The 13,905-nt window shown below is 64.8% G+C and carries 20 protein-coding genes and 1 tRNA gene; 7 read left to right on the top strand and 14 right to left on the bottom strand.

The window, feature by feature from the left end; all coding sequences use genetic code 11:
* The first annotated feature begins 1 nt into the window (after window position 1).
* Complete coding sequence (locus QHF83_RS02230; protein WP_282416071.1) at window positions 2-472, top strand: hypothetical protein; 471 nt, start codon at window positions 2-4, stop codon at window positions 470-472.
* A 144-nt stretch (window positions 473-616) separates the two neighbouring features.
* On the opposite strand, the gene QHF83_RS02225 is transcribed toward QHF83_RS02230, so the two are convergent.
* Window positions 617-1,213: a hypothetical protein gene (locus QHF83_RS02225; protein ID WP_282416070.1), complete on the bottom strand. Its 597-nt coding sequence runs from the start codon at window positions 1,211-1,213 to the stop codon at window positions 617-619.
* Window positions 1,214-1,223: 10 nt separating this feature from the next.
* A complete protein-coding gene (locus tag QHF83_RS02220) occupies window positions 1,224-1,361 on the bottom strand; it encodes a hypothetical protein (RefSeq protein ID WP_282416069.1) in 138 nt (45 codons plus the stop codon).
* 169 nt (window positions 1,362-1,530) lie between these two features.
* On the opposite strand from QHF83_RS02220, the gene QHF83_RS02215 reads away from it, so the two are divergent.
* Entirely contained in the window at window positions 1,531-1,671 is a 141-nt protein-coding gene (locus tag QHF83_RS02215) for a hypothetical protein (protein WP_282416068.1), read from the top strand.
* 49 nt (window positions 1,672-1,720) lie between these two features.
* Here QHF83_RS02215 and QHF83_RS02210 read toward each other — a convergent pair whose 3' ends face one another.
* The 10 genes from QHF83_RS02210 to QHF83_RS02165 form a co-directional block, all read right to left on the bottom strand.
* Window positions 1,721-2,323, bottom strand: coding sequence for a hypothetical protein (locus QHF83_RS02210; protein ID WP_282416067.1), 603 nt, complete (start codon window positions 2,321-2,323; stop codon window positions 1,721-1,723).
* 59 nt (window positions 2,324-2,382) lie between these two features.
* Window positions 2,383-2,763 carry a hypothetical protein gene (locus QHF83_RS02205; protein ID WP_282416066.1) on the bottom strand — a complete coding sequence of 127 codons (381 nt, stop codon included), beginning with the start codon at window positions 2,761-2,763 and terminating at the stop codon, window positions 2,383-2,385.
* 349 nt (window positions 2,764-3,112) lie between these two features.
* Window positions 3,113-3,286 (bottom strand): hypothetical protein, encoded by a 174-nt coding sequence (locus QHF83_RS02200; RefSeq protein WP_282416065.1) that lies wholly within the window; start codon window positions 3,284-3,286, stop codon window positions 3,113-3,115.
* Between the two features lie 4 nt (window positions 3,287-3,290).
* A complete protein-coding gene (locus QHF83_RS02195) occupies window positions 3,291-3,479 on the bottom strand; it encodes a hypothetical protein (protein ID WP_282416064.1) in 189 nt (62 codons plus the stop codon).
* Window positions 3,476-3,703 carry a hypothetical protein gene (locus QHF83_RS02190; protein WP_282416063.1) on the bottom strand — a complete coding sequence of 76 codons (228 nt, stop codon included), beginning with the start codon at window positions 3,701-3,703 and terminating at the stop codon, window positions 3,476-3,478. Before QHF83_RS02190 ends, QHF83_RS02195 begins: the two co-directional genes overlap by 4 nt.
* A 2-nt stretch (window positions 3,704-3,705) precedes the next feature.
* Entirely contained in the window at window positions 3,706-4,062 is a 357-nt protein-coding gene (locus QHF83_RS02185) for a hypothetical protein (protein WP_282416062.1), read from the bottom strand.
* 136 nt (window positions 4,063-4,198) lie between these two features.
* The gene (locus tag QHF83_RS02180) at window positions 4,199-4,366 is read right to left on the bottom strand and encodes a hypothetical protein (RefSeq protein WP_282416061.1); all 168 of its coding nucleotides are present in this window, start codon (window positions 4,364-4,366) and stop codon (window positions 4,199-4,201) included.
* Between the two features lie 2 nt (window positions 4,367-4,368).
* Window positions 4,369-4,722 (bottom strand): hypothetical protein, encoded by a 354-nt coding sequence (locus tag QHF83_RS02175; protein ID WP_282416060.1) that lies wholly within the window; start codon window positions 4,720-4,722, stop codon window positions 4,369-4,371.
* Between the two features lie 258 nt (window positions 4,723-4,980).
* A complete protein-coding gene (locus QHF83_RS02170) occupies window positions 4,981-8,247 on the bottom strand; it encodes a hypothetical protein (protein WP_282416059.1) in 3,267 nt (1,088 codons plus the stop codon).
* A 62-nt stretch (window positions 8,248-8,309) separates the two neighbouring features.
* The gene (locus tag QHF83_RS02165) at window positions 8,310-8,492 is read right to left on the bottom strand and encodes a hypothetical protein (RefSeq protein WP_282416058.1); all 183 of its coding nucleotides are present in this window, start codon (window positions 8,490-8,492) and stop codon (window positions 8,310-8,312) included.
* Between the two features lie 196 nt (window positions 8,493-8,688).
* On the opposite strand from QHF83_RS02165, the gene QHF83_RS02160 reads away from it, so the two are divergent.
* The 3 genes from QHF83_RS02160 to QHF83_RS02150 all read left to right on the top strand — a co-directional run bounded on the left by QHF83_RS02160 (window position 8,689) and on the right by QHF83_RS02150 (window position 10,587).
* A complete protein-coding gene (locus QHF83_RS02160) occupies window positions 8,689-9,063 on the top strand; it encodes a hypothetical protein (RefSeq protein ID WP_282416057.1) in 375 nt (124 codons plus the stop codon).
* A 513-nt stretch (window positions 9,064-9,576) separates the two neighbouring features.
* Window positions 9,577-10,014 carry a hypothetical protein gene (locus QHF83_RS02155; RefSeq protein ID WP_282416056.1) on the top strand — a complete coding sequence of 146 codons (438 nt, stop codon included), beginning with the start codon at window positions 9,577-9,579 and terminating at the stop codon, window positions 10,012-10,014.
* Window positions 10,015-10,188: 174 nt separating this feature from the next.
* Window positions 10,189-10,587, top strand: a complete 399-nt coding sequence (locus QHF83_RS02150; RefSeq protein WP_282416055.1) for a hypothetical protein — start codon at window positions 10,189-10,191, stop codon at window positions 10,585-10,587.
* Between the two features lie 58 nt (window positions 10,588-10,645).
* Here QHF83_RS02150 and QHF83_RS02145 read toward each other — a convergent pair whose 3' ends face one another.
* Together QHF83_RS02145 and QHF83_RS02140 are read right to left on the bottom strand one after the other, a co-directional pair.
* A complete protein-coding gene (locus QHF83_RS02145) occupies window positions 10,646-11,722 on the bottom strand; it encodes a DUF2806 domain-containing protein (protein WP_282416054.1) in 1,077 nt (358 codons plus the stop codon).
* Window positions 11,723-12,345: 623 nt separating this feature from the next.
* Window positions 12,346-12,418: transfer RNA gene (locus tag QHF83_RS02140), tRNA-Lys, on the bottom strand.
* 216 nt (window positions 12,419-12,634) lie between these two features.
* On the opposite strand from QHF83_RS02140, the gene QHF83_RS02135 reads away from it, so the two are divergent.
* A complete protein-coding gene (locus tag QHF83_RS02135; RefSeq protein WP_282416053.1) occupies window positions 12,635-13,414 on the top strand; it encodes a S1 RNA-binding domain-containing protein in 780 nt (259 codons plus the stop codon).
* 14 nt (window positions 13,415-13,428) lie between these two features.
* Window positions 13,429-13,866, top strand: coding sequence for a dUTP diphosphatase (gene dut / locus QHF83_RS02130; protein WP_348980420.1), 438 nt, complete (start codon window positions 13,429-13,431; stop codon window positions 13,864-13,866).
* Window positions 13,867-13,905: the final 39 nt, after the last annotated feature.

The raw sequence follows: 13,905 nt of genomic DNA, 5'->3' as shown, positions 1-13,905 counted from the left end.
CATGGACATCTGGGCCTTCCTCAACGCGAACATCAAAGAGCTGGGCGTCTTCGGGTCGATCGTCATCCTCATCGGATACTCGATCAAGAAGGCCATGGAGGCTCTTCTGCCGAAGGTCGCTCAGGCGTACATCGACAAGAAAGCCAAGGAGACGGCCCTCATCGAGGCCACCACGGCCACGATGATCAAGATCCCCGACATGATGAGCGGGATCCGCGACTCGATGCGCGAGGCCATCACCGGATCAGAGACTCGATTCTCGGCCGACCTCGCCCAAACCGAGGGGCGTATCTCGGCCAAGATCGACAATGCCGTCGCGGCCCTCAAGGAAGACATCTTCGACAAGCGGATCGACAAGATCGACTCCCGTGTCGCGAAGATCGCGAGGAACGGCACCCTCCCGGGGGTGGGAATGGACGAGGACACCCCACCCCCCGTGTCGGTGCCTCCACGGGGCGTACGGAAGCAGTGATGATCATGCGGGGGAGCCGTGAGCTATGCCGTGGCCATTCTGCTGGGGCTGTGTGCCGTGGGGCTCGGATGGCTCGGGTTCTCTATCGCCGATGGTTTTCGATCCTGGAGGCTTCGGCGCCGGCATGACCGGCTTCTACGCCAGTCAGAGATCGCCCTTCTGAGTGCCATCGCCGCCCTCGCAGAAGAGGCACAAGCCGCCGAGGAGCGCATACGCGCTCGCGTTGGCCACCGTGACGACGGCCCAGTCGTCGGGGCATGCGAGCGCGAGGACTGCCCCCGTCAAGCCAAGTAGGGCGAGGACGAGGAGCGCCTTGTCCTCCCGCCCCCGCCTCTCCCTCTCCTTCACCGCCATGACGATGCACGTCCCGACGAGGGCCGCGTGCATCGTCACGTGCTCCGCTACGTAGAGCGTCACCAGGGCGTCTCCCCGGACGCGCGGGTACGCCGACGCCACTCCCACCATCACGGTCGCCCAGAAGCCCGCCAAGGGCTTCCACAGCCCGACGGCCCATCCGAGCAGGACGGGGCCGACGGTGAAGAGCGCGCCGTCCATCAAGAACAACAGCTTGTCGGCGCCGGTGAACGGCGGGGGGCCTCCGAGGAGGCTCGGGAGCGGGAGCCTGACCAGCTCGGCGGCGAACGACGAGAGGAGGTAGGTCCGCAGGCGGGGGAACCTCCAGGCGGCGACGAGGAAGAGGAGCCGCCCGGCGTAGGCGGCTCCCTGGAGGAGCGGGAGCATGGGCGGGTGCTCAGCCCTTGATGGGCGGGCCGTTCGGCAGCTCGTCGGGGGCAGGCTGGGGCGCGGGGGTGGGCTTCGGCTCTTCCCTGGGGTCGTCGGTCGAGTTTCGCGGCGCCGCGAAAGTCTCGTTGAAGATCATGTCGGTCATGCCTCCTACAGGTACACCGAGAACAAGTAGATTCTTGCGTGATCTCTCACGTGTGGGGGCGTGTCCTACTTATTTTTGCATCACCCTCTCGGGCGTAGATCGAGCTGGGCATCCTCGACCTATGGGCCGACGAGAGGGGAGTTCCTCTCCGAGGCAAGAAGGGACCAGGATGAACGCGATCGAGATCTTCTGGATGGGTGTGCAGAGCGGTGTGCAGATCACGCTGCTGGTCGTGACGTGGGTTCTGTTTCAGTACGGCGGGCCGTCTGGCGGGGACGGCTCCCGCCTCCGGCTGCGCATCGCGGCTTAACGGATGAAGACCGCGGCCGGGGGAGAGCACCTCCCCCGGCCGTTGGCGGTCACTGCATGCAAGCCTCGAACTGAAGGTGACAGCCGCCGCTGAATTCGGCCGCGAGGGCTTGCGAGCATGCAGAAGTCGCAGGGAGGCCGTCGCAGAAGTCGGCGCACTCGGGGATCTCGTAGAAGGAATCCGCGTCGCAGGCGCACTCGATGAGCGCCTGATACTCGATGGCGTCGTCCTCGGAGCAGTGCTCTTCCTGCTCGTGCAGAGAGAGCGACTGACGACACGTCAAGCACTCGGGACGCTCCGTGCAGGCCCCATACGAGCCGGGCTGGTCGGCCTCGCAGTACCCGCTCGCGCAATCGCTCGGGAAGTAGCAGCCCTGCCCGAGCTGGCAGCGGGGGCAATCGCCCCACGGCATCCCGTTCCAGCTCCCGCCGCAGTCGGCGTCCGTCTCCATGCCGTTCAGCTTGCCATCGGAACAGCTCGTACACTCGATGCACGGCTCGGAGCCGCCAGCCCCGCCCATTCCAGCGTCACCGCCGCCAGCCGAGGACGAGGAGACACCCGACCCGGTGGCGCACTCGGTCGACGGAGGAGGGGTCGTACAGGCGGCGAGGAGAATGGCGGCGGCGAGAGAAATTCTCTTGATGGTCGTCATGATGGCCGGTTACACCGGCCACGAAACCCGTGAATCTTACGGGTTTTCGCTTTCCCAAGTCATCCACGCGGCACGACGACGACCCCATGCAATTCCACGAGCGTCCTCGTGGTCTCGTCATCACGGTCCTCGACGGAGATGGCCCTAGCGACTCCACGAAGCTGACGCTCGGTGTCTCCCTCGCGGAGCGTGAGCGTCGCGGGTTGCACCGTTCCCTCGTCGACCGCGCCGATGACGATCACGTCGACGAAGTCATCCTGTTCCTCCCAGTGATCGACGCTGAATCGGGCGCCACCTTCGAGGAGAAGTTCGTTCACGTTGCTCACAGTATACATCCCCCCAAGAAAAACGGCGGGGTGTCGCTCGACCGAAATGTCGAGGTCGACGCCCCGCCGCCCCTTTGTTGTCGATCGCCGGGACTCGTCCACTACACCGATCATCGGGTGTGTCCGGTGCGGCGATTGTGCAGGTTTTTTCGGATCGGCCGTGCCCCCGATGCGATCAGATCGATCGCCAGCGTCCAGGCTGCGAGCGGCATCCTCGCCGCTCGTCTCCAGCGATGGAGCGTCGTATGCCTCACGCCGAGATGCCTGGCCGCAGAGGCGACCCCGCCGAGCTGGTCGAAGATACGGGTGATCTCCTCAGCAGGGAGCGACCCCCATTTCCCGCGCGTGCCACGGCTGAGGATCGCCTCCTGTCGCTCGCGAACACGGGAAACGAGGCCGGGCCCGACGGGCTCCGCCACGACGGCGGCGACGAAGGCTCGGGCCCGAGCTTGCTCCTTGGGGTTCATTGCTCGATCAGCTCCTCCCATGGGAGTTCAGCATTTCGTCGGTCGATCTCCGCCTGGATCTCGCGCAGAGATCGGGCGGGGCCGATCTGGTGGATCGCCGTCTTGGTTCGACGGCGGGCGATCCAGAACGTCGCCCGTCGTCGAAGGATCTTGTATCCGGCGTAGCTCACGAAGCTACTCCTCCCACAGCTCCAGGAGCCCGAGCGCGACCGCGAGCCGGAGCTGCTCCGGCTCGAACTCCTCGGACTTGAGGAGCGCCTTGAGCTGGGGGATCGACACGTGAAATGCCCGTGCGGTATCTCGGATCCCGCACGTCTCGACCGTCCGACGCAGCTCTTCGGCGAGCTGGGGGTTCTTGATCACGGCCACGTGGGGACCTCGACGTCGTCGTCCGCCGCCGAGGAGCTGCGGGCGTAGCTCTTTTCGAGGCGAACGAGGCCCGCGTCAATCCGCTCCGTCGCGCGAAGCACCTCGCCGAGAGCATCGGCGAGCCACGCGTCTCGATCCACGTAGATCCTCGTCTCACCCGTTGCCGAGTCGGTGACGACGAACTCGCCCTCCTCGCCGCGGGAAAACTTGATCGCCATGATCACTCCTCCTCCCCCGAAGGGCCACGGCACGCCTGGTAGAACGGCCAGCAGTTCGGCGCCTTGCCGATATTGGTCAAGCACGCCAGTTCCAATCGGACGCCCCACTCGTACGGGCACCCCACGACCGCCTCGTTGTAGAAGCACGTCATGAGGTCGTCGTACGGCACCACCGCGTCCGGGCAGAGGTCGGCGGGATCCCCGCCCGACCAGATCATCTCCCCGCACGTGATGCACCCCTGAGTATGCGCCCCCGGGTAGATGGCGACGGCGCACTCCGTCTCGGTTTCCGGCTCCCCGACGCAAGCCGTGAAGGTGAGCGTCAGAGCCGCGATGATCGCCGCGATGTACTTCTTCATGGTTCCCCTCTGACACCGGGACGAAACTCTCCGGTGTCAGTAGAGGTGCCGTATAGAAGGACTATCAAAACGAAGAGGGCCCCGGAGCGGTGGTGCATCCGGGGCCCTCTTCGTTTTTTGGTATTGGTCTTGGGGGTCAGGACGGATCGTCGTCGCGCCTATCAGCCAGATCGAGCAGATACGTCAGGTACTCCGCCGTCTTGACCCCTTTTTCAGCTCGACCGACCGCGAACCTACGGTATTCCTCCTCCGACACGTGGATGAGGAGGGACCTGGTCTTGTTCTTGGGGGGCTGGTCGTCCATGGTCACCACTCCGGCGGTGGCACGGCGAGGGGCGACATCTGGTGTCCGCACTTCGAGCACACGTCCCCAAGCAGGCGACGCCCATCACACCGCAGACGTGGGCACCGGGTCTCGACCTGGGCCACGTAGAACCGGATCATCCCCGCCCAGGTGCGGCCGTGCTCCGAGGCGGCGTCAGAGTGCGGCACATGGACGCCCGTCCCAGGGATATCGTATCGGAGCGCGATGGGGCGCTGCCGATCCGCCTGGTAGGCCGCGATCAGGCGGTCGTACAGGCCGATATCCCTGGCCACGGCGAACACGGCCTCCAGGTTGGGGTTCGTCTTCTTCTTGGTCTGCTTGGTCTGCTTCGCCATGTCCCTCTCCTACACCGGGGCGTTACGATTCTTTCGCTCGTTACACCCTTCTCCGAGGCACAAAAGGATTATGGGTTACAGTGACGGCGGAACGTAAACGAAGGGGCCTCGGGGTGAGTCTGTCGGCCTCTACAAGCGCCGCTCCCACCCGATCAACCGGCCCCATGACGATTTGCATCTTGGGGGGTCAGGCCCTCGGCATCGACGCCCGTGTCGCGCGGGACGGGGATGCCGGGGGGCCTGGTGGGTTCTTGGGGGTCAGTGAACCGCGCGCCTCATCGGCAGATACATGCCGTCCTGCTCGATGAGCGAGACGGTGTCGTTCTCGACTGCGTAGATGGCCCGGAACTCGGCATACCCAAGAGGGTATTCCGCCGCCCCAAGGTCTGCATTGTTGAGGGGGATGAGCTTTACGCGATCCTCACCTTGGGGTTCGACTCGGGCGCGGAGGGGGTCCAGGTATGGCGTGAGGTCTTCGTTCGTCTTCCGCGCCACCTGGGGGTTCACCTCGTCCGTCGACGGGGACGCATCGCGGTCAGGCAGACGGACGCCCTCGAAGTGCTCGATGGGGATCTCGATGACCCTCTGCTTGACGCCGCCGCGGTCCCTCTTGACGCCCGTGCGGCCCTTCTCGCTTGCGGTAGGCAGCGTGGCCCCCAGCTCGCTCACCATCTGCTGGTAGACGTCGCGGAGAGGCGCGATGCCCGCCTTCTCGCTGTCCGTGGAGACAAGCAGGGAGTGCATCGCCTCGGGCTGGAGACAGACGTGCGTGCCCGTGGACTCCGCCCACCCGATGTCCGCACACCCGGGCTCGGACTTGAGGGGCTCCTCGGGAAGCCGGATACGAGCCCGGCCCGTGTTGAGGGCCGACTTGATGAGCCTCATGTAGCGGGCGACGGGAGACGTGGCCTTGCTGATTTCCGTCTGCTCCGAGGCCACCTCGATGAGGGCCGCTCGCGTCTCGGCGAGGATCTTGTCCGCCGATTCCTGGGTGATGGCCTCGACTGCGACGCAGAACTCCAAGAAGGATCCCATCGCGACGATAAGGGACGCGAGAACCTCGGGCTGGCGGGCCTGAATCTGTCCCTTGGCGGCCAGCTCCCGCAGCTCGAAGAGGGTGTCGCGATGGCGATTGGGGAGCGTCGTCCGCCACGAAGGATTGTCCGCGAGCCACTGAATGTAGGCCCTCGTGACGGCATGGGGGTTTTTCGAGAGCTGGAGAGACGCGAGCTTCTTCCCGTCGATGTCCCCCTTCTGCACGTGAATCTTGAGGGCGCGGTTTGCCGTGCTCGCGCCCTCGGATGCGGACGCGAGGTCAGTCTCCGCCGTCAGCCACAGGACGGAGCGGATTTCCCGCGAGGCCCGGAGCTTGACGTCGGGGGTGGCACGTTCCCGCGACGAGCCGTTCCCGTACGTGTGAATCATCCGACGGCACAGGTCCCGCTGCTTGTCGCCCTCGCGGCCCGCCTTCGGCCATGCATCGTCGACCACGAGCAGCATGTTGTGGAGCGAGTGGCCCATGATCTCCATGGCCGTCGACGTGCTCTCGAAGTTCGCAACGAAATCGCGAATCGTGAGGAACCCGGAGCCGAAATGACGCTGGGCCTCGAAGGAGAGGCTCGACTTCAAGGAGCCGGTCTCCCCGATGATGGTCACGGCCGAACGGTGGGGGAGCACATCGAGCACGGGGGCGTGCCAGATGCTCGCGTAGAGCGGATGGGTGATGGTCGACTTGCCGACCCTCAAGAACTCCAGAGACTCGTAGATGGCGAGACGGAGCGCCTGCTTGGGGTCGAGACCCTTTCGCGCATCGATGGGCGAGAGGGTGTACTTCCGGAGCTTCTCGCTCGGTGGCTCGACGCGGATGGGGGCATCGGTCCCGATGGCGCCGTCCGCGTGAATGAACACGTGACGACCGTCGATGAGGCGCCAGCCGTAGTCGCCGTAGGTCACGCTCTGCCCGAAGGACGAGCGCGTGAGAATGGCGTGGCGAAGACGATCTCGGGTCGTCTTCCCGGGCTCCACGCGGAGATTGCCGAACGTCTTGGGGGTGAGCCAAGACATGAGGTCGAACTCCCCCATGGGGACCTCGAACTCGGGGAGGACGGTTCCGCTCTCCGTCGTCGCACGGACACGGAAATAGTCACGCGTCTCCGCCCCGTCGTCGTGACGCACGGCCTCGATGACCTCGATGTTGCCGTTCACGAGCTTCGTATCCCCGTGGTAGAGGGCGCCGTCCCGCAGCTCGTACGTCCCGTCGCTCGTCTCGTTCTCCTGCTCGTCCGTGTCGGCGATTTCGCGGAGAGCGCGCTCGACGTCCTTTCGGGTGACCTTCTTCGGAAACTTCGCCAAAAGCGCGTCGATGAAGGTCTTTTGGTCGAGCGCGTCTTGCGTCGAAATCGCCTTGAGAGCAGGTGCGAGGACGCCCATGCGCCCCGTGTCCGGCAGCTCGGCCGGGAGAGCCGCGATGATGGGCGTGGGGTCCACCTTGCGCGGCTTGGACGCGAGCTTCCACGAAAACGCGGGCAAGCCGGCACGCTCCGAGAGGTCGTCGAGGGTCCGCTTGAAATCGTCGTTCGCGTGACGCTCGCGCCAGTAGGAGATGACGTCCCAGACTTCCGACGATCCGAAATCGTAGATGTGCCCGTCCTCGAAGTAGACGGCGCTCGGGGTGCGCTCACCGCGGAGGTTGTAGACGCGATGCGATCCCTTGATGGAGAAGGGGATGCCGTCCGCGCGAAGCACGTCCTCGAAGTCGACCCGATGCTTGATTTCCTCGATGCGTTCCCCGATCCGCGAATCGGCGGCGAACCCTTCGGACTTTTTGGGGGTTGCCGTGGGAATGCTCTTGAGGATCAAATCCACATCGAGGGAATTCCCCGCGACGTACCTGTGGTTGAAGTGCCCCGACGGGGGGATGCACGGGACGAACCACAGGCGCGAGATGTCCTTGCAGCTCGTGTCCACCGTGTCGCCCGCGTCCATGAGCTTGTGCAGAGCCCAATGGATGAGACAATCGAATTCCTGGGGGTTCACGCGGCGGGAGAGGGCGAGAACGACCCGGAATCGCGGCACCTCGGGGGTGTGGGAGAACGAGGTGACGAGGAAGCGCTCGACGCCATCCCAGCGGGAGAGGGCCGTGTCCATGCTCGTACGGCGCTCCTCGGGAAGAAGGCGCTTCTCGCGGACCGCACGGCCGCGGTCGTCCAGCTCGCCCGTCTTGACGAGCTCGTGCTGATCGTACTCGACGACGAGCACGTCCGAACCGGTGGCGTTGCCCTTGTTTCGCGCACCCGTGAGATGACCGGCGCACCAACCGGGGAGGTCGTCCTTCGACTTCGTGGCGGGCTTGGCCCCCTCGAAGAGCTTCGACATCTCCTCGAAGCTCATGGGGGCCGTCATCGTCCAGGAGGACGTCTCCTTCGACAGACCCATGGAGAAGCGAATGAGTCGCGACTTCGGGGCCTCGGGAGCATCACCCACGGCGACATCCTCGACATTCTGCGTTTCCGGTGTAGAATTCATTGAAGCAAATCTCCTACGTGGGAGCACACGAGGACCCGCCCTGCCCGGCGGGTCTTCGCGTTTCAGGGGGTCGAGGTGGCCTGCTGCGCCGTGGCGAGGTGCGCCTCGTAGAGGTCGAGCATTTCGCGGACGATGAGCTTCATCGTCACGTTCTTCTGCGCGCTGAGAACGCGGATACGGGTGTGGACGTCGTCGTCGACGGGGACGACGGGCTTGGACTTGCTCAGGGGATCGTGGCGGCCCATGACGGCCTCCTTTCTCCCCGAGCGATTTCACAAGAGAACTATCGCGAGGTTTTGGTGATGTGGTTCACGGGTCGACGAAAAATCGTACGACCAGCGGGGCGAAGCTCATCGAGGCGGCTCCCGTGGTAAGCCAGGGGGGCGGAGGTGATGCGTGCGAGATGCAGAGCTGACGGCCTGGCGCCGACGGGTACGCGAGATGCTTGTCGAGGCCGGGTGGAAGGTTGGCCGTGAAGAGACCCTTGTCGTGGAGCGTGACGGCTTCAGGACCACGATTGCGGTGGTGCGGGTCAGCGGATGCACGTGCGGAAGCGTTCGGTTCCAGGTGGGCATGATGCAAGTTCGGCGCGGCATGACGTTCGTACGTCCGACAGGCGAGAGCTTCGAACTCACCTTTGCGCCCGGCGCCGACGACGAGGTGGTGCTCAGCTATCTCATGACGTCACTCAGCGGCATCGCGTTGGGCAAGCCGCTGGGGCTCTGCCCCAACGTGCCAACGGTCATGCAGCCCAGTTACCAGTTCACGGAGACGGCTGCACAGCGGTGTCGCTGCGGGAGGCGCGCCGCCGACTGACCCCGCGTTCCCGGACGGTTCCCACGGGTTCCCGTCGGTTCCCAGAGGGTGGGAACCGAGAATCACCTTTCATATCATGCACTTGCGGGTTCGGTTCCCGCGGTTCCCGCTTTCGGGAGGGTAGAGACACGTTCGGACCCCTCTCCGAGAAAGTCTCTCCAGGCCCCCAACGATTTTTCGAGCCTCACGTACGTATCTATACCTCTCAAAAAGTGGGAACCGCGGGAACCTGACTCGGAAGTGCCTGTAATCGCAGAGGATTCTTGGTTCCCGCGGCTTGGGAACCGGCGGGAACCGCGGGAACCTTCGCGGGAACCAGCTCGGCGTCTGGACTCGGACGCCGCCGCAACCCGGGTTGCCGTCACCGGCTCCTCGTGTGGGCACCTGTCCTACCTTTTTTGAAAATCGTCGCGGGATGCCGATCGACCGCGGCATGACCTCTGTACGGGCGGGAGAAGGTCTCGCGCTCGATGCGGGCCAGTCCAGGGGACGCGGCCCAGGAGGTCATGGTCGATGGGCAAGGGACACGAGACGCGGATCGTGGCGATCCTCCGGCACACCATCGTGCTCGCGACGAGGCGAGCCGAGGAGTACGACGCCAACCTGAAGGGGCCATACCCCCTTCGGAATTCAGCCGACGTGGTTCGCGAAGCGATGGAATCGATCAGATTTCGCAGTGATCCGGACGCCTGGAAAGCCCAGCGCCCGCATGATTACGCTCTGTGGCACTGGCTCCAGGGCCTCGACCCGGAGGATCTTCGGAGGGTCTACATCGTATGGTGTGCGGGCTGCGCCGATGACGACATCCTCGCGGCGTCTCGGCTGAGGCAAGACGAGGGTCACGCGGAGATCGCTCGAAGGCTGGCAGACAAGACGTGTCTTGCCGAGGATCTGGAGAAGGGCTTGGCAATCGCGAAGAGAGACGGCGTCGACCTGGACACCGACATCTGAACGACGAGAGCCCGGCCCATCACCTGGGCGGGCCGGGCCAAGAGAACAAGCCGGTGTTCCTTCGACCGACCGAGCCCCGCGCCCCCATCTTTTCCACATCCCGCACCCGATCGAATGATCCTTGCTCGTTGATGGGGGACGCGCTACCGGCTCCTTCAGATTGGAGGATGCAAGATGATTGTCGATCCCAGGTGGTACGAGTGTTTCGTGTCGGCGTTGACGGGCTTGACCACGTCGAGCGCCCAGGAGCCAGCGGCCGTGGTCGCTGAACGGGCCGAGAGCCTCGCTGACGCGGCGTACGAACGGCTTCTCGCGAAAGAGGCTCGCTTGGCTGCCGCGCAGAAACCGAAGGAGATCAAGAAGGGCCAGGTTTGGCGCTTCAAGCAGCATGGGCGCATCTTGGTAGTGGCCGGTATGACAGGTGAGCACGTGCTCTGGCGCCAAACAGAACATGGCTCCGACAGTGCAATCCCGGCGAAGAGAGTGCTTGAGAGCAAGGACAGCTACCTCATCGGCCAGGAGCCCGACGTGGCCCCCGCGTCAGAGGCCGCCCCGCACGGGCAGTCGAGCTAGGAAGAGCATCGCCCACTACCGGCCCACGTGGAGAGGAGCCACGTCCTTGCGCGTGGGCTCAGGTAGACGTGGGCGAACCTGTCGCAGGAGGCGTGGCGGGAGCGTCGACGTATTCGCCCTTCAGCTCGACGGCCGCCGCTGAATCGATGAGGGCGCGGAGGTAACGCTCGTCCACGGGTGGAACTTGCAAGTTGCCCAATTCGCGCCCGGCTCCAGTCAGAGTGAAAGCCACACCACCCCAGAACTTGGGTAGGATTCTCTTCTGCGATCCCGAGCCGTAGATACGGAGAATCTTCCCTCGATAACGAATGCGTAGCTCCGCGCCCTCGGTGTTTCCGAACATGAAATCCTTCTCTGGAAGCAGCAGGCCGCAGTCCACGAGCTGCAACATCTCAGAGTGGTGCATCCCGCAGCGCGCCGGCAGTACATCGTCGCCTGGAAGGAATATCTGTCCGCTGTCGTCGCAAAAGGTCAGGTAGCGATGGAAGAGCTGCGCCTCCGCAGAGGTGAGGTTCCGCAGCGTCTCCAGGGTACGCAGAGAGAACCTGCCAGGCTGAGCAATCTCGCCCGCAAGGAGCTGGGCCCAAAGCTTCTGCATGTCCTCGTTCGACACGTCCTTCACGTTGTCGAAGAATCTTGCAGTCCAATCGGGGTCGACGGGCTCGTCCGAAACTTCCTGGTGCTCGGGGAGAGCCCTCATGGCGTGTGCCGTCACCTGCTTGATGTTCCGGAATCGCTTCTGCTCGACGTGCTCGAAGGGCTTCTGTTGAGGAGTATCGACCACGATCTCGGCAGCAGCCGGTTCCCACATGACGTCGATGATGTCTTCGACAGGGGCAGGAAGGGCCTTCGCTCGAAGCTCCTCTTCGAGGGCCCGAAGCTCGTGTTCGCCCTGGAGCCGCGCTTTCCTCTCCGCAAGCTCGGCCTGAACCGCGATGAGCCTCACCTGGGCGTCCGTTTGCGCGAGGAGGGGTTTCACCTGGGCGTCCGTTTGCGCAGTAAGGAGCTTCGCGTGGGCTTCGGCCTCCGCGGTGGGACGAATCAGCTTCGTGCCGAAGTAGCTCTTGAGGATGTCGAACAGCTTGCTGAACCCCTTGATGGGGATGTTGACGCTGAAGGGGGAGGGGTCACCCATGGCCGGGGCACTCTACCCGAGCGCGGACACCTCGCTAGCCCACACGGCTACATGTCAAATTATACTGAGTATATGTCAAGCAAAATCGACATGACCATGTAACTTTCCTTGTGACTGACTCGTCAGTCAGTTTGCAGTTATTGCGATAGGAAACTAGGTAATTGTTTAATGATTAATTGCTTAATGGTATGGTGAAAGGGACTCGTTGGTCTCACCCAAACACCCGAGCCGCCCGACCATGGACACCCGACCATGGATCGTCCGTGCCGACGGACGGACGATGGACACACGTCGGCGCCCGCTCGGGTCGAGGGGACCGAGCGTCATCGAGGACGAGTGGAGGATGGAGCTGGGCCATCAGCCGTCTTCCTGGAGGACGACGACCGTGGCTCGGCCCCGTGGTGAGGGCATGGCCGTGAGGGCGCGGAGGGGGAGGGATGAGGCCCAGAAGGGCCCTCGGAGCGTTACCGCGCTGTTACCGTGGCGTCGTCGCATGGCCCTCTCCCGAGGCGGGAGCGGTTCGAGACGACCTCTGTTAGGTCGCCCCGGGGAGAGGGTATTGAGCGCCGGTTTTCTCAACAATTCCGCGTACTTACGAAATTGTATTGTATCGTACTATTAGGTGGGTCGACAGGGACTCGAACCCTGGACCTACGGGTTAAAAGCCCGCAGCTCTACCGACTGAGCTATCGACCCTGGACGTTCCGGCGAGAACTCCCTCCGGCGCATCGCGGGCGGCACCCTAGCACGATCCGGCCCGTCTGCGACAAGCAGGAAACGATCCTTCCCTCCGTCCACCCTCTCCCGCCTCCGCCTCCGCGCTCACGCCCGTCGCCGCGCTCACCTTCGCGCCTCGCCTCCGCATCCGTTCCCTCGCCTTCCCGGCGCAGCCGCGCTAAGAGGCGGTCCACCATGTCCGAGCGCCGGGAAACGTCGGAGTCCTTCGGGGCCCTGTTCGAGCAAGCGGGCGGCGGTCGCCAGGAGCGACGCCGCTTCCATGTGGGCGACAAGGTCGAAGTGACCATCGTCGTCGTCGCCCAGAACGCCGTGTTCGCTGATCTCGGCGGCAAGCAAGAGGGCTACTTCGAACGGATCGACCTCACCGATCCCGACGGCAAGTTGCTCGTCGCCGTCGGCAACAAGGTCAGCGCCACCGTCGCCGCCATCGATCGCGGCACCGGCCAGGTCCGCTTGAGCCCCCTCTTCATCCGCAACGCGGAAGGTGAGGCGCTCACCACCTCCATCGGCCTTGGCGCCAAGGGCCAGGCCCCCGTCCTCGTCGAGGGCGCGCGCGTCAAGGGCAGCGTCACCGGCGTCGAGCGCTACGGCGTGTTCGTGCAGATTGCAGGCACTCAGGGCCGCAGCGGCCGCGGGCTCATCCCCACCGCGGAGACCGGCACGCCGCGCGGCGCCGACCTGAAGAAGCACTTCACCGTCGGCCAGGAGGTCGAGACGAAGATCGTGAACATCGATCAGGAGGGCAAGATCCGCCTGTCGGTGTCCGCGGTCGCGCGCGACGAGGAGCGCAGCTCGTTCGAGAAGTTCAAGGATCAAGGCGGCGCCGAAGCGGCCGAGGCCGGGACGGACAAACCCAAGGCCGACGGCAAGAAGGCCCCGCAAGGCGCCGCGAAGAAGCCCGAGCCGCGCGGGTTCGGGACGCTCGGCGATCTGCTGTCGAAGAAGAAGAAGTGACCCACGGAGCATCCGTGCGCATCGCGTGCGTGCGCGTGGGCGGCGCGGACGTGCCGCTGCCGGCGTATCAGTCCGCAGGCGCCGTGGGCCTCGATCTGTGCGCCGCGGTGGTCGAGGACGTCTCGATCGGCCCCGGGCAGCGCAAGCTCGTGCCGACGGGCGTGCGTGTCGCCATCCCCGAGGGCTACGAGGGGCAGGTGCGGCCGCGCTCGGGGCTCGCGTTGAAGCACGGGATCACGGTGCTGAACGCGCCCGGGACGATCGATCCGGACTACCGCGGCGAGCTGATGGTGCTGCTCGTGAACCACGGCGACGCGCCGTTCGTCGTGCGGCGCGGGGAGAGGATCGCGCAGCTCGTGATCTGTCCCGTGGCGCGCGCCGAGCTCGTCGTCGTGGAGTCGCTCGACGAGACGGCGCGAGGCGAAGGCGGGTACGGTTCGACGGGGCGGTGAGACCCTCACCCCGAGCCCCTCTCCCGCCAGCGGGGGAGG

Source organism: Polyangium sp. 15x6, from assembly GCF_029960785.1.
In the GTDB taxonomy this organism is placed as follows: Bacteria; Myxococcota_A; Polyangia; order Polyangiales; family Polyangiaceae; genus Polyangium.
The sequence above is the reverse complement of the archived record's forward strand: the minus strand, read 5'-3'. Positions and strand labels throughout refer to the sequence as shown.